The organism is Paenibacillus sp. Root52 (genome assembly GCF_001426865.1).
Taxonomy (GTDB): Bacteria; Bacillota; Bacilli; order Paenibacillales; family Paenibacillaceae; genus Paenibacillus.
Map to the genome: position 1 here is coordinate 117,007 of NZ_LMFO01000003.1, position 26,493 is coordinate 143,499.

General features: G+C 45.5%; 18 protein-coding genes and 1 riboswitch. Of the genes, 14 read left to right on the plus strand and 4 right to left on the minus strand.

The window, feature by feature from the left end; translation table 11 throughout:
- Positions 1-134: 134 nt before the first annotated feature.
- The gene (locus ASD24_RS06555; protein ID WP_056693313.1) at positions 135-1,295 is read right to left on the minus strand and encodes an ROK family transcriptional regulator; all 1,161 of its coding nucleotides are present in this window, start codon (positions 1,293-1,295) and stop codon (positions 135-137) included.
- A gap of 201 nt (positions 1,296-1,496) precedes the next feature.
- Between ASD24_RS06555 and xylA the strand changes: the two genes are divergently transcribed.
- From xylA to ASD24_RS06595, 8 genes are all read left to right on the plus strand, one after another.
- On the plus strand, positions 1,497-2,813 hold the full coding sequence (gene xylA / locus ASD24_RS06560; protein ID WP_056693316.1) for a xylose isomerase: 1,317 nt from the start codon (positions 1,497-1,499) through the stop codon (positions 2,811-2,813).
- Positions 2,814-3,497: 684 nt separating this feature from the next.
- Positions 3,498-4,991, plus strand: coding sequence for a xylulokinase (gene xylB, locus ASD24_RS06565; RefSeq protein ID WP_056693321.1), 1,494 nt, complete (start codon positions 3,498-3,500; stop codon positions 4,989-4,991).
- Between the two features lie 344 nt (positions 4,992-5,335).
- The gene (locus ASD24_RS06570; RefSeq protein WP_235540425.1) at positions 5,336-6,052 is read left to right on the plus strand and encodes a glycosyltransferase family 2 protein; all 717 of its coding nucleotides are present in this window, start codon (positions 5,336-5,338) and stop codon (positions 6,050-6,052) included.
- An 895-nt stretch (positions 6,053-6,947) separates the two neighbouring features.
- Positions 6,948-8,018 carry a glycosyltransferase gene (locus ASD24_RS31400; RefSeq protein ID WP_056693512.1) on the plus strand — a complete coding sequence of 357 codons (1,071 nt, stop codon included), beginning with the start codon at positions 6,948-6,950 and terminating at the stop codon, positions 8,016-8,018.
- A gap of 239 nt (positions 8,019-8,257) precedes the next feature.
- On the plus strand, positions 8,258-8,890 hold the full coding sequence (locus ASD24_RS06580) for a bifunctional 4-hydroxy-2-oxoglutarate aldolase/2-dehydro-3-deoxy-phosphogluconate aldolase (RefSeq protein ID WP_056693324.1): 633 nt from the start codon (positions 8,258-8,260) through the stop codon (positions 8,888-8,890).
- Positions 8,891-9,042: 152 nt separating this feature from the next.
- Positions 9,043-9,966: an alpha/beta hydrolase gene (locus tag ASD24_RS06585; RefSeq protein ID WP_235540429.1), complete on the plus strand. Its 924-nt coding sequence runs from the start codon at positions 9,043-9,045 to the stop codon at positions 9,964-9,966.
- 357 nt (positions 9,967-10,323) lie between these two features.
- Positions 10,324-12,699, plus strand: coding sequence for an S-layer homology domain-containing protein (locus ASD24_RS06590; protein ID WP_162248928.1), 2,376 nt, complete (start codon positions 10,324-10,326; stop codon positions 12,697-12,699).
- A gap of 199 nt (positions 12,700-12,898) precedes the next feature.
- The gene (locus tag ASD24_RS06595) at positions 12,899-14,026 is read left to right on the plus strand and encodes a transglutaminase domain-containing protein (protein ID WP_056693330.1); all 1,128 of its coding nucleotides are present in this window, start codon (positions 12,899-12,901) and stop codon (positions 14,024-14,026) included.
- Positions 14,027-14,222: 196 nt separating this feature from the next.
- Here the strand turns inward: ASD24_RS06595 and ASD24_RS06600 are convergent, their stop codons facing one another.
- Together ASD24_RS06600 and ASD24_RS06605 are read right to left on the minus strand one after the other, a co-directional pair.
- Positions 14,223-15,689, minus strand: a complete 1,467-nt coding sequence (locus tag ASD24_RS06600) for an amino acid permease (protein ID WP_056693333.1) — start codon at positions 15,687-15,689, stop codon at positions 14,223-14,225.
- Positions 15,690-15,812: 123 nt separating this feature from the next.
- A riboswitch (Lysine riboswitch) is annotated at positions 15,813-16,032 on the minus strand.
- Between the two features lie 146 nt (positions 16,033-16,178).
- On the minus strand, positions 16,179-17,321 hold the full coding sequence (locus ASD24_RS06605) for a virulence factor (protein ID WP_056693338.1): 1,143 nt from the start codon (positions 17,319-17,321) through the stop codon (positions 16,179-16,181).
- A gap of 234 nt (positions 17,322-17,555) precedes the next feature.
- Between ASD24_RS06605 and ASD24_RS06610 the strand changes: the two genes are divergently transcribed.
- Entirely contained in the window at positions 17,556-17,984 is a 429-nt protein-coding gene (locus ASD24_RS06610) for a hypothetical protein (RefSeq protein ID WP_056693341.1), read from the plus strand.
- Positions 17,985-18,038: 54 nt separating this feature from the next.
- Here ASD24_RS06610 and ASD24_RS06615 read toward each other — a convergent pair whose 3' ends face one another.
- The gene (locus tag ASD24_RS06615; RefSeq protein WP_056693344.1) at positions 18,039-18,734 is read right to left on the minus strand and encodes a response regulator transcription factor; all 696 of its coding nucleotides are present in this window, start codon (positions 18,732-18,734) and stop codon (positions 18,039-18,041) included.
- A gap of 430 nt (positions 18,735-19,164) precedes the next feature.
- On the opposite strand from ASD24_RS06615, the gene ASD24_RS06620 reads away from it, so the two are divergent.
- The 5 genes from ASD24_RS06620 to ASD24_RS06635 all read left to right on the plus strand — a co-directional run bounded on the left by ASD24_RS06620 (position 19,165) and on the right by ASD24_RS06635 (position 26,101).
- Positions 19,165-22,017, plus strand: a complete 2,853-nt coding sequence (locus tag ASD24_RS06620; protein ID WP_056693347.1) for an ATP-binding protein — start codon at positions 19,165-19,167, stop codon at positions 22,015-22,017.
- 394 nt (positions 22,018-22,411) lie between these two features.
- Positions 22,412-23,758 (plus strand): cytochrome ubiquinol oxidase subunit I, encoded by a 1,347-nt coding sequence (locus tag ASD24_RS06625; protein ID WP_056693351.1) that lies wholly within the window; start codon positions 22,412-22,414, stop codon positions 23,756-23,758.
- Entirely contained in the window at positions 23,755-24,789 is a 1,035-nt protein-coding gene (locus tag ASD24_RS06630) for a cytochrome d ubiquinol oxidase subunit II (protein WP_056693357.1), read from the plus strand. The genes ASD24_RS06625 and ASD24_RS06630 overlap by 4 nt, the downstream gene beginning before the upstream one ends.
- Before the next feature lie 5 nt (positions 24,790-24,794).
- Positions 24,795-24,947: a cytochrome bd oxidase small subunit CydS gene (cydS, locus tag ASD24_RS30155; protein ID WP_156395355.1), complete on the plus strand. Its 153-nt coding sequence runs from the start codon at positions 24,795-24,797 to the stop codon at positions 24,945-24,947.
- A gap of 65 nt (positions 24,948-25,012) precedes the next feature.
- Entirely contained in the window at positions 25,013-26,101 is a 1,089-nt protein-coding gene (locus ASD24_RS06635; RefSeq protein ID WP_056693360.1) for an MBL fold metallo-hydrolase, read from the plus strand.
- The last annotated feature ends 392 nt before the right edge of the window (positions 26,102-26,493 follow it).

The window sequence follows — 26,493 nt, forward strand, 5'->3', positions numbered from 1 at the left end:
TCCGTTTCGTTATAGGGAATAACATAACGACGCACATGTCGCCATGACAAAAATCACATATATACATTATACCCCTGGATTTCTTTAACAAAAAGGGAGGAAATGGGGCGAAATGATGTCAATTTCATTAGTTATTAGACGGATACTCTGATTCTACCTAAAAATTGGGAAATAGCAGAGTAAGCTGCACCCACTCTTGTTGAACGGCTACCTAGAGCAGCCCATTCAATCTGCAAACTGCGGCGATGATATGGCAGTGTCCGCTCCTCAACAACTTGTCTTAATGCCGTTTCGATCCATGGGCGTGCTTTGGATAATCCTCCACCAATAATGATACGTTCTGGATTGAAGCTATTGACGATATTGGTAATGCCAATACCTAATTTACGACCGATGCCTTCGTATAATGTCAATACAGCTTCATGCCCTTGAGCGGCATATTCAATCAATTCTTTGGTTGTGTGTGCAGGCAGATGCACTTGATAATGTTCATAAGCTCTCTCCGAAGCGTATAACTCCCAGCAGCCACGATTGCCACAAGAGCAAGGTCTTCCCTCAGATTCAATAGACATATGACCGGTTTCTCCAGCATAACCCCAAGCGCCTTTGTACAATTCGCCATCTACCATAATGCCTGATCCAATCCCGATGCCCGCGCTGATGTAGATTAGATGCCGAACGCCGATACCTGCGCCAAAATTCAGTTCACCATGAGCACCAGCATTGGCCTCATTATCAATCGTGACAGGTAGTTGGAAAGCTTTCTCTAACATGGCACGTAGTGGAACTTTCTCCCACTGTAGATTGGGTGCGTATAGCACAGTACCTTCCTCATCAACCATGCCGGGTACACCGATGCCAATACCAATTACGCCATGAGGTGAAAGCGGTGCAGTTTGTATTAAGTAATCAGCCGCGAGCTTCAACTGCTCAAATACGGACGATACATCATGCTGCTCCAATTGCACAGCATATTCGGTAATAATATGGCCTTCCAGATCCGTAAGTACACCTTTTAAATGAGTGACACTGAGTTCCAATCCAACCGCATAGCCGGCTGTACCTCGAAAGAGCAGCATCAGTGGTTTGCGTCCGCCACTAGACTCCCCTGGGCCGATCTCTTGTACTAACTCGTCATTGATTAAATCAGCGACCAGATTAGAGACCGTGGCTTTGTTAAGCCCTGTAACCTCGGATACTCGCGCACGAGAGAGGGGGGCATGACGTCTAATAGTATCGAGGACGATCGATTTATTTATTTTTTTGACCAGCATCTGGTCTCCGGTAATTTTCATATCAACAAGGCACTCCTATTCTCTCTGCTAAAAGAGTTCACAATGATATCCGATAGCAAGCTATTCGACTATTATAGCGTAAACAAACGTGCAAAAAACATTTTTATTTAACTTTGTTTAATGGATAGACAAAGTATAATCGATGTGATAGGATAACGGTGTAAACGATTTCTTTAAAACTATTGAGGAGGCATTTTACACATGGCCTATTTTGAATCCGTTAATAAAATTGCATTCGAAGGTAAAGATTCCACGAATCCATTTTCTTTTAAACACTATAATCCAGAAGAAGTTGTTGCTGGCAAAACGATGGAAGATCACTTCCGTTTCGGCATGGCTTACTGGCATACATTAACTGCAGGCGGCAGTGATCCGTTTGGTGCGGAGACTGCTGTTCGTTCTTGGGATAGCTACTCCGGTCTGGATAAAGCGAAAGTTCGCGTTGAAGCGGCTTTTGAATTTATGGAAAAAATGAATCTGCCGTACTTCTGTTTCCACGATGTGGACATCGCTCCAGAAGGTGCAACACTGCGTGAATTCTACAGCAACATCGATACGATCGTTGATCTGCTGGAAGAGCACATGAAAGCTAGCGGCAAAAAGCTGCTCTGGAACACAGCGAACATGTTCTCCAACCCACGCTTCATGTTTGGTGCAGCTTCCACGTGTAACGCTGATGTATACGCTCATGCAGCAGCACAGATCAAGAAAGGTCTGGAAGTTGGTAAACGTCTGGGTGCAGAAAACTATGTATTCTGGGGCGGTCGTGAAGGTTATGACACATTGCTGAATACAGACATGCAACTGGAGCAAGACAACATTGCTCGCATGTTCCATATGGCTGTTGATTATGCGAAGGAAATCGGCTTCGACGCGCAATTCCTGATCGAGCCTAAACCAAAAGAGCCAACGAAGCATCAATATGACTTCGATGCAGCTACTTCCATTGCATTCTTGCAAAAGTATGATCTGGACAAACAGTTCAAGTTGAACCTTGAAGCGAACCACGCTACACTGGCAGGTCATACGTTTGATCATGAGATCCGCGTAGCACGTATCAACGGCATGCTCGGTTCCCTGGATGCAAACCAAGGCGATCTACTGATCGGTTGGGATACGGATGAGTTCCCAGTGGACATGTATGATGCAACGCTGACAATGTATGAAGTATTGAAAAACGGCGGTATCGGCCGTGGTGGCGTGAACTTTGACGCGAAAGTTCGTCGTGGTTCCTTCGAGCCTGAGGATCTGTTCCTGGCACACATCGCTGGTATGGACACGTATGCAAAAGGTCTGAAAGTAGCTGCAAAACTGATCGAAGATCGCGTATTCGATGACTTCATCGAAAAACGTTACAGCAGCTTCAGCGAAGGCATTGGTGCAGAAGTGGTTGAAGGTAAAGCAACACTTGCTTCCCTTGCTGAGTATGCACTGAACAACGAAAGCCCACGCAAAAATCAATCCGGACGTCAGGAATTGCTGAGAGCAAAACTCAACCAATACATCCTGGCTGACTAAGACAGTCATAGAGCAAGACGGATTCATGCTCTGATGGCTCTGCCTATGACCAGATCATAAGCGAGCTTACAGCAAAGCATGAATACCTCTTACTACTCGGTGCAGGAACATCTTGCACCCTGGACGTTGAATAAGCGTGACATTCAAACCGTCCCCGCTTTCCTCTGGGAAGGCGGGGACGGTTTTTTTTGAAACGTGAGCAGCACGGGATATGGCGATCTTACAATGAAATGTAGGAAGGGCATGCCGAATGAAGTGGACAGAAAGAGCCCGGAGAAACGAAGCGCGCGCATTTATCCCCGGATTTTACCCTTGAACAAGGGGAATGAGAAAATCTGACGGTTAAGGCGATCGGAGGGTCTTCTGACCACGGAGTGACCTTACATGCCCGAGGCTTACATCGTTCACAACCAATGACGGTGTGATGTCATTGGAGGATCCTAGCTGCCAAAAACGAGTACGTTGTACCGTTTGAATGAAATGCATAAAGGGCATGCAAAACGGAGTGATCAGAAAGAACCCAAGGAAGCGAAGCGCGCGCATTTATCCCGGGATTTCTCCCTTTCCAAAAGGGAATCAAGGAAATTCAGGGATAACGGCGATCCAAGGGTCTTCTGATTACGGAGTGACCTTACATGCCCGAGGTTTTTATTCAATCCTGCTACAAACGAAAGGAGTATACTTATGAGTTATGTAATTGGTGTCGATCTGGGAACGAGCGCAGTTAAGACTGTACTGGTTGACCGTGAAGGTAAAGTGGCATTTGAAGCATCTGAGTCATACCCGCTTTACCAGCCTAAGGCTGGATACAGCGAACAGAATCCAGAGGACTGGGTAGAGCAGACGATTGTATCGCTTCGCAAATTGTTGGAGGTATCTGGCGTACAGCCTTCCGAAATTGAAGGTTTGAGCTTCTCTGGACAGATGCATGGACTTGTGTTGGTAGATGCCGCAGGCAAGCCACTTCGCAATGCTATTCTATGGAATGATACACGCACAACGGCACAGTGCCGCCGCATCGAGAAGGTGCTGGATGGTAAGCTGTTAAGCATCGCCCGGAATCGTGCACTTGAAGGATTTACATTACCTAAAATCTTGTGGGTTCAAGAAAACGAACCTGAGGTGTTGCAACAGGCAGCTGTGTTCCTATTGCCGAAGGATTATGTGCGTTATCGCCTAACCGGAGATTACGCAATGGATTATTCTGACGCGGCGGGTACGTTGCTGCTTGACGTTGCGGGCAAGCAATGGAGCCAAGAGATTGCAGAAGCGTTTGAACTGCCCATCTCACTCTGTCCACGACTTGTGGAATCTTTCGAGGAAGTGGGGACACTGTTGCCGGAGATTGCGGATCAAACGGGGCTGGCAGCAGCGACCAAAGTATTTGCAGGTGGTGCTGACAATGCCTGCGGCGCGATTGGTGCAGGTATCCTGAGTGAAGGGCAGACCATGTGCAGTATTGGCACATCTGGGGTTATTCTGTCCTACGAGGAGCGCAAAGATCTCGATTTCGAAGGAAAAGTCCATTTTTTCAACCATGGTGAGAAGGATGCCTTCTATATTATGGGGGTAACCCTGGCGGCAGGATATAGCTTATCCTGGTTTAAGGATACATTTGCAGCGGACAAATCATTTGATGTGCTCTTACAGGGCATTGATCAGGTACCCGCTGGAAGCCAAGGCTTATTGTTCACGCCATACATTGTAGGGGAGCGTACCCCACACCCTGATGCTAACATTCGTGGTAGCTTTATTGGTATGGATGCTGGGCATAAGCTGGAACACTTTGGACGTGCAGTGATGGAAGGCATTACGTTCTCACTTCGCGAATCCATTGATATTTTGCGTGGGTCTGGTAAGACCGTGACAGAAGTTATCTCCATCGGCGGTGGTGCTAAGAATGAAGCTTGGCTGCAAATGCAAGCAGATATCTTCAACGCAACCATCGTGAAGTTGGAGAGTGAACAAGGTCCAGCGATGGGAGCAGCGATGTTGGCAGCTTATGGATGTGGTTGGTTCCCATCATTGCAAGCATGTGCTACAGCGTTCCTTCGTCCAGCGAAATCCTATGATCCTAACCCAGAAACAGTTGCAGTATATGACGGGTTATTCGCACTGTACCAAGAGGTGTATGGACAGACGCGCAGTCTGAATGATCGTTTGGCTCAATATCGTTAATCGAAGAATGAGTGAGTGAATTCATACATTAAACCTTTTCGATATCCTAAGCATCCGCGAAAGCGGGTGCTTTTTTGCCATATACACTTGCCAATCGCATAGCACATAAACGCGTAGTACACACCGCACATGTACGAAATGAGCATGCCTGACATAACCTTAATCCTCCTATGCATACAGTAGCTATGGGGGCACGATCTGTTCCAATGAGCATGAATGGATGGTGTACAACATGAATGGTTCACCTGATATATGATTCATCCCGTTAAGGATTAGACCCAGTTCTATTGTCTTAAGAATGGGCATACATACATGGTCACGATCTGAAGGGTGGGGGTGAAGCTTTGACAGAGCATCAGGACAACAGTAGACCGCATATGACCTTATCGATGATTGTTCGTAATGAGGAGCATCGTTATTTAAGGCAGGCACTGGAGACGCATCGGCCTTGGATTGATCGGGCAGTTATCATTGATGACGGCAGTACAGATGGCACAGTTTCGATGTGTCGGGAGATACTTCAGGATATACCGCTACTATTAGTAGAGAATTCTACACCCCAGTTTGCGGATGAAGTCAGTCTACGGAAACAGCAGTGGCAGGCAACCATCTCTACCAAACCAGAGTGGATTCTGAATTTAGATGCTGATGAGATATTAACACCTGATTTTGGAGTTATACGCGACCAACTATTAAGTGGAGAAGAGGATGCGATCTACTTCCGCTTGTTTGATATGTGGAGCGAGACTTCATATCGAGAAGATCAGTATTGGCAGGCTCATGCGTACTATCGTCCATTTCTTATTCGGTATCGTCATGACTGGGATTATGAGTGGAAGGAAACACCTCAGCATTGCGGCCGCTTCCCGCTAACGATTCAGCATTTTTCCTACGCTTGTCATGTACCTCGGGTGAAGCATTATGGTTGGGCACGGGAAGAAGACCGAATTCGTAAGGTGGAGCGTTATCAGGCACTAGATCCGGATGCGAGATATGGGTGGAAGGAACAGTATGAGTCTATTTTGGATCCAGAGCCTAGACTTCTGCCATGGTTAGAATAAGGGAGGAGGAATAAGATTGAAGAAGGGAAAACCTAAGCAAAACATACTGATTGCGAGTCCAGTGCGTCAAACTGCACCCGTGCTCCGAGAATTCCTTGAATCCCTATGTGCACTGGAGCGAACCACGGTAAGAACAGACTATTTATTTGTGGACGATAATGAGGAAACTGCCTCTTCGGATATGCTTCGAGATTTTGTAACAGAAAATGAAGGTACCATTATTACCGTAGACGCGATGCTGAATGAAGATGAAGATTATCAGAAAGGTTCATACACCAAGGATGAGGGTGGACACTATTGGCAGGATGAACAAGTCTGGCGGGTAGCTGGCTTGAAGAATCAGATTTTGAAATACGTGTGTGAACACCGGTATGATGCCGTATTTCTCATCGATTCTGATCTGGTGTTACATCCTAGAACACTGGAACAGCTCGTTTCCACGGAGAAAGAGATCGTATCCAATATCTTTTGGACGCGCTGGCAACCAGGCGCAAGGGAGATGCCTCAAGTTTGGCTGCAGGATGAATATCAGTTGTACCGCCGAGGTGTGAAGGTAGCTGAGGGAACGGAAGCAGATAATCAGACGATTCAGACAGAAGTTTTTTTGCAGCAATTGCATCATCCAGGCTGTTATGAAGTAGGGGGGCTGGGGGCATGTACGCTCATACGTAGGAATGTATTGGAGGCAGGTGTTACGTTTGATCAGATCCCTAATGTTTCATTTTGGGGGGAGGATCGTCACTTCTGTATTCGGGCTCAAGCATTAGGATTTTCATTGTTTGTTGATACACATCATCCTGCCTATCACATCTATCGTTTGTCTGAACTGCCAGGGGTGGCCGCTTATAATCGGAGGGTTAGGCGTGCAGAAGAGACGATAACGATAACACTATGTATGATTGTGAAAAATGAAGAGAATTCCCTTGCGCGCTGTCTGGACTCGGTTAACGGTATTGCAGATGAAGTGGTTATTGTGGATACTGGCTCGACAGACCGTACCCGCCAGATTGCTACAAGGTATACGGAGCATATTGTAGATTTTGAATGGGTAGATGATTTTGCGGCTGCGCGGAATTTTGCCTTTGATCAGGCGACGAGTGAATATATCCTCTGGCTCGATGCCGACGATGTGTTCGAACCTCAAGATCGGGAGAAGCTTATTGCTCTGAAACGATCCCTTGATCCAGCGGTGGACAGTGTGACGATGAATTATAATCTTTCATTTACAGCAGATGGTCAGGTAGCATACAGTCTGAGGCGGAATCGACTGGTTCGTCGGGATCGTCATTTTCGCTGGATTGGTGCAGTGCATGAATACTTGGAAGTGAGCGGGCATTTGCTGCATAGTGATGTAGCTGTCACACATAAGAAAGATAAAGTATATACAGATCGTAACCTGAACATTTATCGCAAACGGGAACAGGCAGGCGAAGTCTTTTCTCCGCGTGACTTATATTATTTTGGGAATGAGCTTAAAGATCACGGACAGTATGAGGACGCGGTAGCTTATTATACGAAGTTTCTGGATACGGGGTTAGGCTGGGTAGAGGATCAGATTGCTGCATGTCAAAAGATGGCGGATTGCGAAGCTGCACGGAAACGTCCAGATCAAGAGATTGCTGCACTGCTAAGATCATTCGCTTATGACTTACCGAGAGCAGAGATATGCTGCCGCCTTGGAGGCTATTTTGCCGACCGTGAGGATTACCGCAAAGCGGTGTTCTGGTATGAACAGGCGACTCAGGCTATACGACCTGCTGACCCCATCGTTCCAGTGAATGAAGCCGCGTGGACTTGGATGCCGCACCTACAGCTATGTGTGTGTTATGACAGGCTGGGTAATCGGACCAAGGCGAAAGAACATAACATGATTGCTCTGGCTTACCATCCAACCCATCCAAGCATGCTGTATAACGAAAAGTATTTTCGAGAGATGGATCAAGACAGTGTGTTAGAAAATGCGTAAACGAACCTTATAACGCGTTAGATATCCAACGATGGTGATCGGGACAGCTCTCTAGAAGAGTTGAAACGGTTATCATCGTTTTTCTATTCTTTTCGTAGTTCAACCAAGGGAAGATATGTTTTACAATAGTTCTAAGGGGTTGTATAAAAAGTCTACATTAATTATAAAGAGTGCCTAATGGGTTCATCGGCATTGAAGTTGATATTGAGACGAATTGATGAAGCGAGGGGAATAGGAATATGAATTTGACGGAAACATTATTAGAATCAAGGCTGGTCGCGATTGTACGTGGAATTAGCCGAGAGGCTGCTGTTACTGCAGGGCAAGGAATGACTGAGGGTGGAATACGTCTGATGGAGGTTACGCTCAATACGGCGGGTGCACATGATATTATTGCTGATTGGCGAGAACGACATGAAGGACAGGCCTATGTAGGAGCCGGAACCGTATTAAATGTACAGATGGCACGAGAAGCGGTGGCTGCAGGCGCACAATTTTTGGTCTCGCCCAATGTCGATCTATCCGTTATTGAATATGCTGTAGAACAAGGTGTAGAGATCTGGCCTGGGGCAATGACACCCACGGAGATTGTTGCTGCCTATGAAGCAGGTGCCAAGGTGGTGAAGCTGTTCCCAATGGCAAGTCTAGGCATTCCGTATTTGCGGGAGATCAAGGCGCCATTGAATCATATTCCACTGCTTGCGACTGGTGGCGCGAACTTAGACAATATAGCAGAGTATTACGCTGCGGGTGCAGCAGCGGTAGGCTTGGGAAGCGCGCTTCTTCCTAAAGAGGCACTAGCAAGTGGTAATTATGAACAGATTGCGGCATGTACACGTGCATTTGTAGACGCGGCTAGAATAAAAGGATAGTGACAAGCCATTCGTAAATTGGGTAAGTATAAGTTTGACGAAAGATATGTGAGTGGGTAAGAATGATCTATTTCATCGATGATCCTTAATGTGTAGTTAATAATCCTATCTTATGATGAAGGTATGCCAAGAGCCGGAGAGGAGAGACGCCTGTGAAGACGAGAACGATGGTTGGGGGAATGATTGCTTTTGCAGCCTTAACTGCAGGAGGACTGTGGAAAGCAGCGGTGAACAGCCAAACGCCAAAAAAAATTCCGATCACGTTGACGCCGCCTATGCCCTTTGAAGATGTAACCTTTGATAGTGGTGGAGGGAGAGTGCATGGCTGGTTCATTCCTGCTGCTGCAAATGTACCGAAGCCGTGGCCGTTAGTCATCATTGCGCATGGTTGGGGTTCTAATCGCTCCCGGGTACTCCGCTATGCACGCCCAATCTGGGAAGCAGGATACGCTTTATTTATGTATGACGTTCGCAGTCATGGAGAGAGTGATGCCGTTCCAGCGGCTTCAGCCTATTTATTCCGTGATGATCTACTCTCGGCGTTGAAATATATGTCCACAAGACCTGAGATTGATCCAGAAGCCATCGGGGTGTTGGGACATTCACTTGGGGGATTAGGTACAATTCTGGCTGTAACGGAGAATCTCCCTGTCTCTGCAGTGATTACGGACTCGATGCCATCTCAGTTTGAAGTTATCGTAAGTTCGGAACTAAGACGGCGTCGTCTCCCATTATTTCCGCTGGCTCAGCTTATACCGCGAATCTGGTTCTGGCGACTCGGAGAGTCGCTGAAGTCCTATCGACAGCGCGAGCCTGTAATGTTGTTGAATGAACGGCGTAAAGGGATGCAGTTACCACTGCTTATGGTTCATTCGAAAGGAGATAATTTTATCCCTCCTAGCGAGCTGGAGTATTTTATGACCAAAGCCGATCCCCCGGTAGAGCATTTATGGGTGAACAGTGGTGGACATAGCTGCTCAGAGGAAGATCCAGCATTCTGGGAGACGGTTATTCCTTTCCTGCAGAAGCATGTTCAAGTACAAGAGCAGACCCAAGCGGCAGCGAGTGATGATTAATATCCCAGACAATGATATAGAGGTTTGTGCACACGAACTAATAAAAGTATGAAAGTGAAACGCCAACGATGTTGGCGTTTTTTTGTAGTTAAAAGAATTCATAAGTTTTTAGCGGAACTGAACCATTCGATTATCGCAAAATAAATCTCAGCTAAGCGCAGTATATCTTCTTTGAAAGTACGTCGATAGGTGTTTTTCTAACGTTTTCGGATAATTTGCCAAAATTCACATTTGTAAAATTGTTGGGAAAAGGACGATTAAAAAGGAAGCTTATGGTATCATAGAATAGACTAGCAATATTCATGCGGGGTTATTTGATGTGTGTCCATGTATGAGATTGAAGGGAGAGGTACAGATTTGAGTTTTCACGTTCGATTCAAAATGATGACCGCTAAAGCAGCAACAGCTGCAATGGCAACCTTGCTTCTGGCATCGCAAGCTCCAGGGTTTGCAGGCAGCGTGTCAGCAGCAACAGCGGAACAGGTAACCGAAGCTTCAACGGGGGAAGATGTATTAAGTGTCGTAAACAGTGATGTGCCGGAAGGAGCTAAGATCTCCTCTAAGCAAGCCAGTGATAACATATTGAAACTATTTCCGTTGCTCCAAAAGGCAACCATTACATCTGCCAATTTCGATTCACCGAACTCTTTCCCGCCGCCAGATTATAAAGCGTGGGAGATTGGTTTTGGAATTCGTGAAGGCAATAGTTCCATGGGGTTCAGCGCCACTGTACATGCTGGCACAGGTGAGGTACTCAGTGTGCATTTGCCTTCAGAGCTACTGGACAAACAGCGTACTGAATCAGACCGCCAGGTGAAAGAGTCTGAAGCAGAGAAGCTGGCTGAAGCATTTTTATATGAAGCTATACCAGATTTAGAGAAAGACGCATTTGTAGCTATTTCTGATTCCTATCCATACGCTGTACAACAATCGTTATTCGGCAGAACGGAATATCAGTACCAGTATCAGTTGAAGCATGAAGGTCTATTATCTGAGGCTGAGACAGCTTATGTGAACGTTGATGACCAGGGAAGAGTCACAGGTTATTCACGCAGCACTATTGAGAGCGACTACCCTTCATCGAAGCCGGTACTATCTGCCGAGCAGGCCAAAAAGAAATTTGACGAGCAATTTGATGTTGAGCTTGCTTATATTTCACCAGATGGATTCTCATCCCGTAAAGGGCAGAAATATTATCTTGGCTATTTACCCAAAAGTTCAGGCAATGGGCTGGATGCAAACACGCTGAATCCAATTAACCCAATGACTGGTGAAGAAATAACGTCCGATTCGGAGCAACAAGACAAACCCTTAAAGGGAAGTGTGGCTGCTTTTGTTCCAAATACAGGACAGAAATTGAATGCATCTCAAGCCGAGAGCTTAATTAAGAAGAATTTCGACATTCCAAAAGGATATCAATTAGATCATAGCCAGCTGATCAAAGGTTATTATGCTAGCCCTAACAGTCAGGTCTGGAGTTTGAGCTGGAGTAATCGCAATGCGAGTGCTTCATACATGTTCATGAGAGATATCTCGGCACAGGTTGATGCAGTGACAGGGCAGATCTACAGTTTTAACGTGTATCAGCGCATCATGCCAGGAACGACAGAAGTGGAAGCTACGGAGGAGACAAGCAGTAAGTCTGTAACCAAAGCAGAGGCAGAGAAGCTGGCGGTCAATACGGCTATTGCACTTGCTCCAGATGCAGCGAAGCAGTTCCGCCTGTCCACAGTCATTGAAATGGATGGAGCAAGAACGTTCCTGTTCAAACGATATATGAATGGAATTCTAGTAAAAGACGATTCTCTACAGGTTCAAGTGGCGAAGGATGGTTCTATCACGGAATATTATGCGAGAGTAACTGCAACTCCAGAGCAGTTACCTACAGATGCGAAGCCTGCCATCAGTTATGAGGATGCCAAGGCAACTTATCTTAAAGAGATTCAATTGATTCTTGCCTATTCCCGTTATGGTGGATATGGTATGACGAATGGGGAAGCAGTCCCTATGGGAATCAAATTGGCATATGTGCCAACACGTAGTGAAAACTCGATCTATGGTCTGTATGAGGTACTGGATGCCAACACGGGTGAGTGGAGAAGTATGTATGGAGACTTGAATTCATCCTCCAAGACACAGCCTACGGATATTGCAGGGCATGTTGCAGAGACAGCCCTTACAAGCATGATTGAGCATGGCGTATTCATTGCTGATGAGCAGGGGCGTATTCTTCCAGATCGTGTCATTACAAAAGGGGACTGGTTCAACTATTTGGCCAGAGCAATCAATCCGAGTATGGATATGTATTACGGGGGAGACAGTGATGACAAGCCTTTCGCTGACATTACGTCTGATAGTCCTTACTATCCAGCGGTTCGAACGTTGCTTGATCAACGTTGGTTAGGTGGATCTGACCCAGAGAAGAATTTGAATCCTCAAGAAGAAATGACACGCGAAGAGCTGGCTGTATTACTCGTTCGGATCTTGCGGTATGAGAAATTGGCTGGATTCTACACGTTACCTTCTGATCTGCCTAACATCGCAGATGCAGGAGCTGTGACGAACAAAGGCGCAGTTTCACTCAGCCTGAAGCTAGGCCTGCTACCTTCCATTGAAGGCCGCTTCATGCCGGCTCGTAAGGTAACCGTTGCAGAAGCTGCGCAGGTATTAGAACGACTTGCGAAGCTCCAAGGCAAGACAGACACGTTTATGAGCGGTAACCGCCTGTATTAAACGAGAGCATGATGTCATAAATCCGTGGTAAGTTCATAGGATAAGAATAACGGAATGATGTTTATTTTACTGAAGATAAGAGGGACCTTCTGTGGAAGGTCTCTTTTGATTCTTTTCGACAAAACTAGAAGCCTGATGTCAGTTGCTTTTGTGATACAATGAGGCATGAGAACTTTGCGAAGAGAGGTGGTATCCTTTCATGGGCAAGAATGGGAAACGAATTATCACCATTTTGCTAGCTAGCTGCTTAATTGCTGTGGCTTTACCGCGGACGGTTGATCTGGATCAATTATATGCTGCATCCGGAACGACGGACATATCTACGACTGCAGAATTGCGCAAGACGTTGTTAACGGCGATGTCTCAGCGTACAGAGGAACTTGTTTTTACATACAAGGGTAATGTGAAAGGCCTCAAAAAACAGTTGCAGAGCTCTATCGATGAAGCGATGAAGAGCGACCCTTATATTCAATATACGGTGAAGAGTTACGCATTTAATTATAAAGGCTCCAATGTGTCGGCAGAGGTACATATTACATTGTCCTATCGGGAAACGAGGGCACAGACAGACTATGTAAACCGAAAAGTCGCGAGCGTCCTGAAGGAGATCATCGTTCCAGGCATGTCCAATCATGAGAAGGTTAAAGTGATCCATGACTGGATTGTGCTTAACCTCGCCTATGATACCTCGCTAAAGAAATATACAGCATACGATGGACTGGTAACGGGTAGCACCGTGTGTCAGGGATATTCTTTGCTGGCTTACCGCATGTTAGAGCAAGTGGGCATTGAGAATCGGATCGTTGAAGGTACAGCTGGTGATCAGCTGCATGCTTGGAATCTGGTTAAACTGGATGGGAAATGGTACCACATGGACACAACGTGGGATGATCCTACACCTGACCGTAAAGGAAAGGTGAGCTATAATTATTACTTGCTGAGTGATACTGAAATGGCGCGTGACCACTTCTGGACGAATAATGGTAAATATCCCGCTGCCCCAACGTTATACCGTGAGGTGCTGCATGGTCTGATTACCGAGGGAGGTAGTAAAACAGCTGCTTATCAGAAGCTGTACCATACCCTGGACTATTCCTTGTATAACGAGAGTGATGCGATTCGGGAACATGCTGCCTTGAAGGAGAAAGTACAAACGGTAATGAAGGACGGGGGAACATCGCTAACATTCAGATATAAAGGAACAGAGCAAGGTTTAGTTCAGGATCTACAGGATTTATATCAGCTAGGGATGAAGTCGATATCCTATTACGTTTCGAACATGGCAGACACCACCGATTTGCGTGTGAAAATTACATGGACGTTATAATCGCTGACTATCATTTGCTAACGATATGAATAAGAACGTAAGAACGGATTCATTATTAGGAACGAGGGCGCTTCATGCAGAAGCGTTCTTTTTTATGTCCGAAGGAGAAATAGTTGGTTCAAACAATTGCAGATCGCAAACCTCAATATAATAAAAGACAGCTTTCCCTCCGCACGGAAGGAAAGCTGTCTGTAATTTAATCTGTTGAAGAGGTGAAATCACATTCTTGCAAAGGCACCACCTTGGTTTTCTTAATCCATTTGTACCCGAGCCACAGAATTAGGAACAACGGTACACTTAAGTAAGCAACTAGTGCGCCGCTCCAATCAATCTGATCGCCTGTAAATGCCTGATAGTTCTGGCCGATTATAACGATAATGCACAATACAAAAGCAAAAATCGGGCCAAATGGGAACCAGCGTGCACGGTAAGGTAGATCATTCAGATCTCTGCCTTGAGCAACGTAAGCCTTACGGAAGCGATAATGACTGATGGCAATACCGAGCCAGGTGATAAAACCACACATACCGGATGCATTAAGCAACCACGTGTACACGATCCCATCTCCAAACAGGGAGGCAAGGAAGGCCAGCATTCCGACTGCAGTCGTGATGAGCAGGGCGTTCATAGGAATACCTTTTCTGTTCAATCGTGCCAAGAAACGTGGTGCTTTGCCATCCCGAGCAAGAGCGTAGAGTACGCGGCTGGAGGCATACATACCTGAGTTACCTGCTGACAGTACAGAAGTCAAAATTACGGCATTCATAACAGAAGCGGCAATCGCTAGTCCAGCCTTCTCAAACACAAGGGTAAACGGACTGACACCGATATTATTCAAATCACCTTTGAGCAGATTCGGGTGTGTATATGGAATGATTAGACTGATCACCGTAATCGCCAAAATGTAAAAAATAAGGATACGCCAGAATACTTGCCGAATCGCACGAGGTACATTTTCACGTGGGTTTTCACTTTCTCCGGCAGCGACACCAATCAGCTCCGTCCCTTGGAAGGAGAATCCTGCTGCCATAAATACACCAAGCACGGTGAAGAATCCACCATGGAAGGGTGCGTCGCCTATGGTAAAGTTGCTAAACCCAACAGCTTCTCCGCCCATAATACCAAAGATCATAAGTACACCCACCGTAAGGAAGATAATGACGGTAGCTACCTTGATGATGGCGAACCAGTATTCCGATTCTCCGTATCCTTTAACCGACAGAATATTTAAGGAGAAGATCAGTACGAGAAATAACAAACTCCACAGCATAGAATTGCTATCTGGGAACCAGTATTTAATAAGCACAGTAGCTGCAGCAAGTTCTGCGGCAATGGTAACAGCCCAGTTGTACCAGAAATTCCAGCCCATCGCGAACCCAAGTGCAGGGTCAACGTAGCGGGCGGCATACGTATTAAATGAACCGGAGTCAGGCATGAATGTGGCCAACTCTCCGAGACTTGTCATGAGGAAATATACCATGATTCCTACGGCTGCATAAGCAATGAGTGCGCCGCCCGGGCCAGCGGTAGAGATGGCAGTACCACTTGCAAGAAACAGTCCGGTACCGATCGATCCACCAAGAGCGATCATGGTCATATGCCGGGCACGAAGCCCTTTTTTTAGTGATGATCCAGTTGATGTAGCATTGTTGCGGTCTTGCATGGAAACACTCCTTCATTCAAATACTGAGTTGTTCATATAGGTAATGGATACATAACAATAACAAAGACCGCAGGCATTCCGCCTGCGGTCTCTTTATCTAGTCCGCACCACATTGTCCCCGATGTTTAAGATAGCTCAACACAGTAGAAATCATACTTGCTTGAAGCGTTGTATGTTCCAACTGTGACAGTTCTGCACCTTTCGGCAACAGCCCCAGCGACACTGGACTAAACAAGGAAGCGTCCAGTGAGCTTCGGCGGGTGCACCTTTCTGCTGAGATCTTAAGCGGCTCCTTAGCGCCTCCTTCAGCATACTGATCGCACCCGCGACCTCTACCTCATCATCAATGGATGAGGTGTATCTATATGTCTATGAAATTTTTATGGGTTCCAAACATGACAAGCTTTGTTTGGTTTCCTGAACAGAGACTCAGTATAACGCTCAATGTTTCCTAGTGCAATAACAAATATTGGTTACGACGTTTTTGGCCTATTCCGTTTTTTTGTTCCGGCCAGCCATTTGCTGCCATACCGTACCGGCTGCCTGTTCACCTGATTCAATGCGTTCCAAGGCCATCTTCGCTTGCAGGCTTACTTCGAATTCGGGATCTTCAGCAGCTAGGCGTAGAGCTTCTTCCGCTTCTTCCGTCCCAACTTCATAGAGGAAACGGGCTGCACGCCAGCGTACAAGCTTGCTGTTATCAGTTAACGTGGCTGTCATAGCCGCAGTTGCAGCCGGATCTCCGATATCAGATAGGGTATCTCCTGCGGTACGACGTACAGCAGGTGAGCTATCTTGTAGTGCTTCATATAACAGCTCCATGGCTTCTGGTGTGCGAATGTCACCGAGATATACAACAGCTAATCTCCGTATTTGCATTTTCTCATCCTTAAGCGCATGAGCTACCAGTGGCAATCGCTCTGGTGTGGGCTCCATACCGTCGAACGCTGCGTAGCGTACATTCCAGTCTGTGCTGTTTAGAGCTTCTTCAAGCTCAGCACCTTCGAGCTGGCGGCGACGTTCCACAAATTCTTCGGCATTGGTACCGTGCGCAATGGCTTGCTGGATCACTTGATTCAATCGGTCAGCAGGATACGCAGCTTCAAGCTCCTGTTCTACTTCGCGAGCGATATCTGGAAGTTCACCGTAACGAACACCGTAGTCTTTTAGCTTCCGTTCTTTGATCAGCGTAGCACTGGCGACTTCAGTAACGGCTTTGACAAACCGATCTGAGAGTCCGACACGTTCTTCTTTTGCACCTGCTTTTACCCGAATCTGCATAGGCACACCTCGGAAGAATTGTACGAATACTTGTGCTTCACCAAAATGTTCGCCGGAATGATCTTCACCGTCAATCCAATCCAAATCTAGACCCTGTTGTCCTAGGCGGCTCTGAACTTCACCAAGGATAACTGACCAGTCTGCATTCCCTTTACGATCCAAAGCTACGAAGTCGGTGGTGTGAAATACACTTTTTACACCAGGGATGTGAAGCATTTGGCGAATAAAGGCTGGGGCAGAGCGCTCATTGTCCAGCGTATATGTTTTGCGGATTCCGTCTTCCAGACGTTCATCCAGATGCAACATCATCGTATTAGGACTGGGTGTTGGTTCAATGGAAACAATATTCATCGATTCATAACCTCCTATATTACCAGATCTTCTCTTAGATTCCCGTGAAGTAAAGCACACGGGTACTTCTCTATTTTACATGAATGTGTCTAAACTGCGAAATCAACGCTAATGCGCCAAATGTATATTGTAAAGAAGTGCGAAGATTGTTAACACTTCTTTCATGTTCACGCACAAACATTTTTAAATGAAAAAGCTCACAATAGAAGTAATGAAATTACTGGAGGTAACATTATGGAGCCCATTACTGTTCTTTCGGATGGAAGCCGTAGCATTGCATATGACGAGATGATTCCAAGGTTGCGACAATGGATCGTCGAAGAGACATGCGAACGAGAACACGAAGGAATAATGAAAGAGCGGAGCGGATGGGAGAAGTCCCGTTATTGTATCGTGGATTATAAGGACGCCTCCTGTGCAATATCCGCAGCTAATGCGATTCGGGCGTTTATGCCTCAGATTCCATTGCTTGTCATTACTGATTTCCATTCACTTATTCGCAAACGACATTTGCAGCAAATTTCGGGTTCAGGGGAAGTTAAACTTAGCTTGTGGCACCCTGGACAATTAGATCAGTGGTTATCCGAGATTCAGCGCTGGCTTCAAACTTCTCCGCAGGACAATAAAAACGCCATTCCTTCCACCATGTCCATTCGATCATGACAGGGGAAGTAATGGCTATGTATTTAAGTGATGATTCAAGCAATTATAGTAAAGCTAGATGACATATTTATAGCCTGTTCCCCAAACCGTTTTGATAAAGCGGGGATTTTTGGGATCGGGTTCAATCTTTTTACGCAAGCTGGATATGTGTACATCAATGGTACGATCCAGATACGCCCGTTCTGAGCCTTTGATGCGATCCATAAGCTCATTACGTGTAAATACTTTGCCGGGATTACCGTATAATTCTTTCATAATTTCAAACTCAATATGGGTAACCTCGATTTCTTGTCCATCCACAAAAAGGGTTCGTCTATATTCATTCACGCTCACATGTCCGGCCACATCGGTCGGTTTTTCCTCTTGGAGCGGTTTGTCGGAATAGGTAATGGCTGATCTGCGCAATAGAGCCTTAATTCGAGCATCGAGCTCTTTCAGGCTGAAGGGTTTACATAGGAAATCATCCGCACCATTATGTAATGCTCGAAGTCGATCATTTAACATTGTGCTTGCAGAGATCATAAGAATAGGCACTGTTGATTGCTGGCGAAACGCATCTACAAGATCATTGCCATCCGTTTCAGGCAACATAAGATCAGTCACCACAATGTCTGGTTGAAACTGAGGGAACAGCAGTAGAGCGTCCTTTGCATGATGAACCCGTTCAGTTATGTACCCCTCCTCCTCAAGAAAGAAAGCGATCATGTCCGCGAGATTTTTCTCATCCTCTATAAGAAGTACTTTGATCATTGAGGTCACACTCCTGGGTGAATTGAATTTGTTAAGAAATTACGAAGTTCGCACTGAAATATTGTTAGAAATACTGCAAAAATTTTAATGGTTTTATTCCAAAATATAGGGTGAATGAATCTATTTCATAACGTACTAAACAATGAATTTGGGTAACTAGTCCTGATTTTTTGAAGCAGCTTAAGATATTGTGAGATGAATTCATGTATGTATAAAAACAATTGCTGTAGCCAAACTTCACTATTCTATCATGAGTGTAATACGCTTGGCGACCATTCAATAATTGCCAAAGAGATAACATGACCTAACTACAGTATAATAGATCAGGAGCGATTTAGGGGGAAAAGTGTCGTTATTTACCCTTATTTATGGGAGGAACTAAGTTTGCCATTTAAAATACATAAGAGAAATAGCAAAGGGAAATGTGCTGATGGCTAATCTCAAGGCAAGACAGATGTTGGAATGGGTCATATTGAAACTACGTGTTCCTTGGATTGGAACAGCAATCCTTATTCTGCTTGGTACTATAAGCAGTTTGTTTCCAGTGACATTATTTTGTGGTGTAAATTTGGTACTGGTAAGTGCAGCCGTGTTAGTTGCTTTGCGGTTACATGGTGCTATTTATGGATTTGTGGCCATGACCATCATTCTTATCCTCAAACTTTTGTTAACAGAATTTGAGCCTGAAACGATGGTTATCGCCATGCTGCGTTATATTGAACTCATATGGATGTTAGCGTGGCAGATTCGTTGGAAGAATGGAAGTATCATTAAAGCCAACACTGTATTTTGGGTAGTGATGTTGTTACCAATCACAACGTATGGCTACTTCATTCAGGGTATGAGTCTAGAAGATGTGAAGTATACGTATATGCATATTGCTGTCATTAGCATGGTGAATGCATTAATTGCGGGCATTGTGGTGGATTTTTGGATTACAACAGGTGAGGATAAGGCGAAGAGAACCGGCACGATTCCACTATCTCGCATTGCGTTCAAATATGTGGTGGCATTTGTAGTAATCGTGTCTCTAGCTTTATTATCGGCCGATAGCCGTAGGCAACTCGATCAGATTAATGATGCCATTCGTGCGAATATGGAGCATGCCGCTACGGCAGTTATTCAGGATCTGAACAGTGGATATGTAACGGCGGATAATATGGCTCAAAATATGGAGCGGTACCATCATCTATTGGGTGTGAATGTTATTCTGCTTCGTGCAGGCGACGGAAAGGTGGTAGCTTCGGGGTTAGGTAATCTGAAGACGGGGGATGTACTGGATTTGAAGCAGTATCGACTGATCCAGACGGGAGACAATGATCTTCTAGTCCATTCTGGTGAATCACATCAGCGGAATATACTTAGTTTCTGGAAACAGATTTCGTTCATCTATGAAGCAGATCCAATACCAAGTCTCCCTTATCGGGTCATCATCGAAACAAGCGCTGAAAATTATTATAATCGCATTGAAACGGTCTACCTGACCACGCTTCAAAGCCTGTTTATTATTATCGTCACTTCCATGTTGGTAGCTGCCCCGCTCAGTCGCAAGGTGGTAAGTCCTATGCAACGGCTTACTCGTGTGACAGGCTCTCTACCAAGGCTATTATTCCGTAATAATGGCAAGATGGAGTGGCCGACAAGTCACGTTACAGAAGTGCAGATCCTGATTGGTAATTTGCGTAAGATGGCTGATGTGCTTATTGAACAATTCGAACAGATTCGCCAAGACAAATTAACGCTCGAGGATCGAGTCAGGGAAAGAACCAAAGAGCTGAAGAATAGTGAAGAGATTAAACGCGCCATTATTGATTCTTCCATTGATGCCATTATCGCTGTGGACTCGAATGGACTTATTATAGAATTCAACCCTGAAGCTGAGAGAATGTTCGGTTTAACGCGGGAAGAGGTCATTCTGCAAACGGATGCCCCGTCTCTATTCCAAGGCGCAAGCTGTGTTGAGATCAAAAAAATGCTTGAGCAATACGAATATAAGCAGGGCAAGCGATATACCATCGTGGATGAAATTTCTGGTATTCGCCGAAACGGCGCGTTATTTCCGATTGAGTACAAGATTGTGGAGATTCGTCTAGGCAACAATGAGTCGTTATACAACCTCTTTATTAAGGATATTACTGAACGAACGAGAGCCGAAGAAGAACGGGTACGGCATGCACTTGCTCTAGAGCAGTTAAATGCTGAGTTATATCATGAGAAGAATGCAATTCAGGAGCAGCGGGACATTAGTGAGCATTTTATCGAATCTGTCCGTGAAGGGCTGGTCATGTCTGACCGTTCAGGAACGATTACCATCGTGAACAGACGGATAGAAGAGATGTTTAGCTTAGGGAACTTCCTGGGCAAGTCGATTGAAAATTTTGCTCAAGCAATTGACCAGATCGTCTTAACCGATGATTTTAATCTGACAGAGCAAACCCATGCCTTTCTGAACGGAGAACGTTCCTTTGTGGAGACCGAGTTCTGGTTTAATGATGTGAGAAAAAGTGTATTTTCTCTATATATTAAGCAGGTGGATGTGCCGGGCAAAAAACATGGATTTCTGCTGGTGTTCCGGGATCGAACACAGGAAGAACATCTGAATCGAATGAAGAATGAACTGATTAGTGTCGTATCCCATGAGTTGCGTACACCGGTAGCCACCATTATGGGGTATGTGGAGTTAATGATGATGTATGATCTGCCGGCATCCCAGCGTCAAGAGTTTATGGAGACGATCTCGGCGGAGGGAGCAAGGCTCAGCAGCTTACTAGATGATGTCCTGGATATCCAGCGTCTGGATAACGAAGGTTTAACCTATCACAAAACGTATGTGCCACTACTGGAATTGGTGGAGGGTGTCGCCGAGCAATGGAACATGAAGTCGGTTCAGCGTATTGAGGTTCATGCGTTTAATGGTGATTTCTTTGCTTATGCGGATCAGAATCGAATGGTACAGGTATTGCACAATCTGATAGGCAATGCAGTCAAATATTCTCCAGGCACCGATCGCATTGATATAACACTGTGGGAAGAAGAGGAATGGTTGTGTATTGATGTACGTGATTACGGCATTGGTATCGCGGAGAATGTGAAGGATCTGCTCTTTACGAAGTTTTACCGTGTAGATAACTCGGATCATCGCCAGATTGGTGGAACCGGCATTGGACTATACATCTCCCGTAAAATTGTAGAGGATCATGAAGGTACAATTGGCTTCATCTCTGCCCCAGGCAAGGGAAGTACGTTTAAGATTAGGTTGCCTAAACAGAATGAACTCTTGTAATAAGTGATCTTAGGAATTCAGTTACCATACTAAAAAGCCATTATTTAATTTTATTGTCCATAATAAAGTCTTTACCTTCACATTGCGCCTCGGCGTACTGCGAAGGTAAAGGCTTTTTTGGTATTTTACATTTTTCGGGATAAAAAAAGATGAACTTTTGCAAACTGTCTATAGAGCCAATTTTTGCAATTCGTGAATAAGGAGGATGGCTGGGATATGTTTCGTAAACAGGAGAAAACGCTCATCATCGTCTGTCTGGTAGCAGCCGTTGTGGTGTTATATGCCGTTGTGAAAAGTATCATTCGCATCATGAGCTATTGAGAAGGGCTTCCCTCATGTCTGTAGCCGAAAGCTTAGTAATACATACTGACTATGCTGAAGAGGAGTGTCACCCATGTCTTCGATGGACCCAGTTCTATTAAGTCGTATTTTGACTGGTCTTACTCTGTTTGTTCACATCATTTTTGCATCAATCGGTGTTGGCGTTCCGCTAATGATTGCTCTGGCAGAATGGCGCGGATTGCGCACAAATGATATTCATTACACATTGCTAGCACGGAGATGGGCGCGAGGTTTCGTCATCACCGTGGCCGTTGGTGTAGTAACCGGTACATCCATCGGGTTGCAACTCAGCTTGCTCTGGCCGATGTTCATGCGTGTTGCAGGTCAAGCGATTGCGCTGCCACTTTTTATGGAGACATTTGCTTTCTTCATCGAGGCGATCTTTCTGGGGATCTATCTGTATACGTGGGATCGGTTTAAAAAGAAATATACCCATATGCTGTTGCTCATTCCAGTTGCCCTAGGATCATCGGCATCGGCCATATTTATCACAACCGTTAACTCATTTATGAATCAGCCTCAGGGATTTACACTTGTGAACGGCATTATGAAGGATATTCACCCCATTGCAGCGATGCTTAATCCGGCTACGCCGACCAAAGTATCTCATGTACTGGCTTCCTCTTATACGCTGAGTGCAGGTGTGCTTGCCGGAATAGCGGCATTCAGTTTGCTTCGGGGACGAGATCACGTGTATTACAAAAAGGCGCTTAAACTAACGACAGTGTGCGCGCTCGTATTTGCGGTAAGTACCGTCATGATTGGAGACTCTTCTGGGAAGTTCTTAGCCAAGTACCAGCCAGAGAAGCTGGCGGCGGCCGAATGGCATTTCAAGACGATGACCAAGGCACCGTTAGTCTACGGCGGGATCTTGGATGAAAACAACGAGGTGAAGTATGCACTAGAGATTCCGTATGCACTTAGTATTTTGGCAGGGAACCGTCCGGATACGGAAGTGAAAGGGCTGGAAGAATATCCAGCAGACCTCAGGCCGCCGTTGTCCATTCACTATATGTTCGATCTCAAGGTGACCACAGGAGTGATCATCTTATTGATCCCAGTGCTTTATGTGTTTCGTCGTTGGTTACCTGGGCGTAAGCCGTATCCGAAGTGGCTATTGTTAGGCATTGTTCTGCTGGGGCCACTCGCGATGATTGCGATAGAGCTCGGTTGGATGTTTGCGGAGGTGGGCAGACAGCCGTGGATTTTACGTGGATATATGAAAGTATCCGAGGCGGCAACCACATCTTCATCTGTCGGTTGGATGCTGGTGCTGTTCATTGTGCTATATCTGATACTCTGTTTCTCTTGTATTCGGGTGCTTAGCAAGCTATTCCGTAACAAGGAAGCAGAGAAAGAACTGGACTCACTGGGGCTTGAAGGAGGGATCGTGCATTGAGCTTTGAAATTGCAGGCATTGCCATCTTATGGACGTTCCTATTTGGGTATCTAATCGTAGCCTCCATTGATTTTGGAGCAGGCTTTTTCAGCTTTTATAGTCTGCTAACCGGTCACGAGAATAAGATTCACAACATTATTCAACGATATCTATCTCCGGTGTGGGAAGTGACGAACGTATTTCTTATCTTTTTTGTCGTCGGTCTGGTGGGGTTTTATCCCGATAGTGCCTTCTATTATGGTACGGCACTCTTAGTACCCGGATCACTTGCGATTGTATTGCTGGCGATCCGAGGTGTGTATTACGCCTATAATACGTACGGTAATCACGGCAAGAACAGTCGGATTTACATGGCTTTATACGGTGCGACGGGATTGCTGATTCCGGCGGTATTTTCCACCATTTTGGCTATATCCGAAGGAGGCATTATCGAGCAGGTCGGTGAGCAGGTGTTTTTTCGCTGGAGAGAGTTTCTGACGAACCCCTACACGTGGTCTGTTGTATTGCTGGCAATCGTGAGTGTGCTGTATATATCGGCGATGTTCTTGTCCTATTATGCCAAGCGGGCAGGGGATGAAATTGCTTTTGAGGTGTTGAGAGAGTACGCGCTGTTATGGAGCTTCCCCACAATATTTGCGAGTTTTCTTGCATTTTTGCAAATTAACAAACAAAATCCGCTTCACTTTGAACGGATGCTCGATATCTCCTGGATGTTTATCGCTTCATTTATTTGTTTTGTCATTGCTTTATCGTTTGTATGGAAGCGAAAGTATTTGGGCTGGTGTTTTATTGCCGTAATGTTGCAATTTGCCTTTGCATGGTATGGATATGGTCGTTCCCATTTGCCGTACATCCTGTACCCGTACATTAATATTTATGATAGCTTTACGAATCGAACGATGGGAATTGCACTGATTACAGCGTTCAGTCTAGGGCTGCTAGTGCTCATTCCATCGCTGGTACTGATCATGAAACTGTTTCTATTTGATGCGAACTACGTCCGTGGATATTCGGGCAAGAAGAAGGGATGAGCTTCATGTATCTGGAAGGTGTATCCGGCATTCCGGGAATTACAGGCTTGAGTTTTTTTGAGACATTTACGATTATGTATGCTCCACCACTGATTATCGTAGCCGCGATTGCCTTTTTATTTGTCTACTTGGCGATGTGCAAAAACCCGAAGGACTAACAGGCTGTTTTTTTCAAATAGGTTGATCCTGGGTTAAAATAGTAGGAAGGGAGGAGGACCCTTTCATGCCGAAAATTCGTTATAACAATATTGATAATGTAAGCACGGATAAGACATTGAAGGAATTCAAGCAGTGGAGGGAAGAACGGCGCAACAAGGTAAAGGATTATTCGTACACTGTACCTAAGCACCCACCTGAGCTGGATTACTTACATGCCAACCGGGAGGAGACAACCCTTACCTGGATTGGTCACTCCACTTTTTTTATTCAATACTACGGTTTAAATATCGTGACGGATCCGGTATGGGCAGAGAAAATGGGATTTCAACGTAGACTTGGTGCCCCTGGTATTCCGATTCAGGATATTCCACCGCTCGATATTATTTTGATCTCCCACTCCCATTATGATCATTTGCACCTGGCCTCCTTACGGAAGCTGATTACAGCCAAAACACTGTTGATCGTACCAGAAGGGCTGAAGCGGAAGATGATTCGTAAAGGTTTTCACCGTTGCCACGAGATGAAATGGTGGGAACATATGACAGTGGGCGGCGTCAAAATAAGCTTTGTACCTGCCCAACACTGGACACGACGTACATTGTTTGACACGAACAGCTCTCACTGGGGTGGTTATGTGTTGGAGGTGGTTCATCCCACATCTTCTGAAGCTGCTGAGGAAATGGCTGCTACGAACATGCGAAACGATTCAGCAGATGCAACAGGCAACACGTCTCATGCCCAACAATCCGAAGCTTCTGCATCGCAGGAGTTAACGGCACAGCAAAGTGTAGAGAAGCCACCCGTCGTTTATTTTGTTGGGGATACCGGCTATTTCCCAGGGTTCAAAACGATCGGTGAACGTTTCGATATTGGTGTTACGCTGATGCCGATTGGTGCGTACGATCCAGAATGGTTTATGACCTCTCAGCATGTGACACCAGAAGAAGCATTGCAGGGATTTGTGGAGTGTGGCTCCCAACTTATGGTGCCTATGCACTACGGAACATTCAGACTGGCTGACGATACACCTAGGGAGGCGCTTGACCGTCTGGAAGCGGAACGTGAGAAATTAGGGATAAGTGCGGAGCGGATTCGTGTGCTTGGTCACGGAGAGACATTACGTATCAGGCATGAAACACATAATCAAGACTAACAATAGCAAGCCAAATATGCTAATGTAAGGTTATACCCGCATGAATAATTTATTACCAAATCTTTAAGAGGTTGTTCAAAAAGTCCGCTTTTGATTACGAAGGATGCCCGGGTGGCATCTCTGCGTCAAAGATGATGGGATTCAGCCGAAATAAGTGGATGCTTACGCAGCTTGTTTCCTACGGAATCATGTAGTTGCTCACGTAGGTTTCCCTACGCTCTGCTACTCCATTTCTATCTTCATCCCACCTTCTCGGTACTGAAAACCGTCCTTTTTGAACACGTATCTTAATGTAAAAAGCGGCCAATTTTCGAATTCGCCGCTTTTTTGTGTTATAATATGGTGCCAGAATAGGCTACGGGATATTGAATCCAAGATTAATGCAAGTTGCT